1 protein-coding gene is annotated in these 1,197 nt (G+C 53.0%); it reads right to left on the bottom strand.

Going from position 1 to position 1,197, the window contains the following annotated elements:
• A partial coding sequence (locus OH455_RS23170; RefSeq protein WP_269982934.1) for a non-ribosomal peptide synthetase occupies window positions 1-1,197 on the bottom strand: 1,197 nt, incomplete at both ends.

The following is a 1,197-nucleotide window of genomic DNA, read 5'->3' as shown; positions in this document are numbered from 1 at the left end:
GCAAGCCTTTGTTCTATTTCCCCAAGCTCAATTCGTAAGCCACGAATTTTCACTTGGAAATCATTGCGGCCTAAGTACTCTAGGTGCCCATCAGGGAGCCAACGAACGAGGTCACCAGTCTTGTATAAACGCGGGGCTTGCCCATCAGTGTCAAAAGGGTTGGGAACAAAACGTTCTTGCGTTAGCTTCTCACGATGAAGGTAACCTCTCGCAACGCCAACCCCGCCAAGGTATAGCTCACCCGGTGCACCCACTGGAACGGGTTTGCCTTGTTCAGATAAGACATAGAGCTGAATATTATCAATAGGCTGACCAATCGGAACACTGGTGCCTTTCAGCTTCTGACAGTCATAGTAAGTCACATCGATGGACGCTTCTGTTGGACCGTATAGGTTGTGAAGCTGGGCCTGAGGATGGCGTACTTGTTTGAATAAGTCACAATGAGTAGCAGAGAGCGCCTCGCCACTGGCAAAAACCCAGCGGACTGATGCTGGCAGCGAGCGGTCTTGCTCAGCTAAAAACTGGCCAAAAACCTGCAGCATCGAAGGTACGAAGTGTAGCGTTGTAACTTGATGTTGAACTATCGCCTGACAGAGTTGCTGTGGGTCCTTATGGCTATCTGGCTCAGCCATCACGATGGCCGCACCAACCCAGTTGGCCCAGAGCAGTTCCCATACCGAGACATCGAAGACGTAAGGCGTTTTTTGAAGCACGCGGTCGGCTTGGGTTAGCGGATATTGCTTCTGCATCCAGTGGATGCGGTTGACGACCCCATCGTGCTGTAGCATTACGCCTTTAGGTTGCCCAGTGGTGCCGGACGTGTACAGTATGTAGGCAAGGTCACTCGGTGACGAGTGCTCCGGGAGGTTGCTGGTTGGATGCTGCGCAAAAGCCGCGGCATCATCGATCGCAAGAACAGACGGGGGAGTATCTAACGCCGACGTCCACTCTTCCAGTTTCGTTGTCAGCGCCTGCTGAGTTAGCACGATTGACGTCTGGGTATCTTGAACCATGAACAGGGTTCGTGCCTGTGGAAACTCAGGTGCCACAGGCACATAGGCCGCTCCCGCCTTAAGTACAGCCAGTATAGCCACCACCATTTCCAGGCTGCGCTCAAGATAGAGCATCACTGGTGTGTCGGGCTCTAGTGGGCGCCCATGCATATGCTGGTAGTTTTCCCGGATGGCATAAGCGAGT

Source organism: Vibrio sp. T11.5 (assembly GCF_027587155.1).
Classification (GTDB): domain Bacteria; phylum Pseudomonadota; class Gammaproteobacteria; order Enterobacterales; family Vibrionaceae; genus Vibrio; species Vibrio neptunius.
Note: the sequence above shows the minus strand (reverse complement) of the source record. Positions and strands in the feature narration are given on the sequence as shown.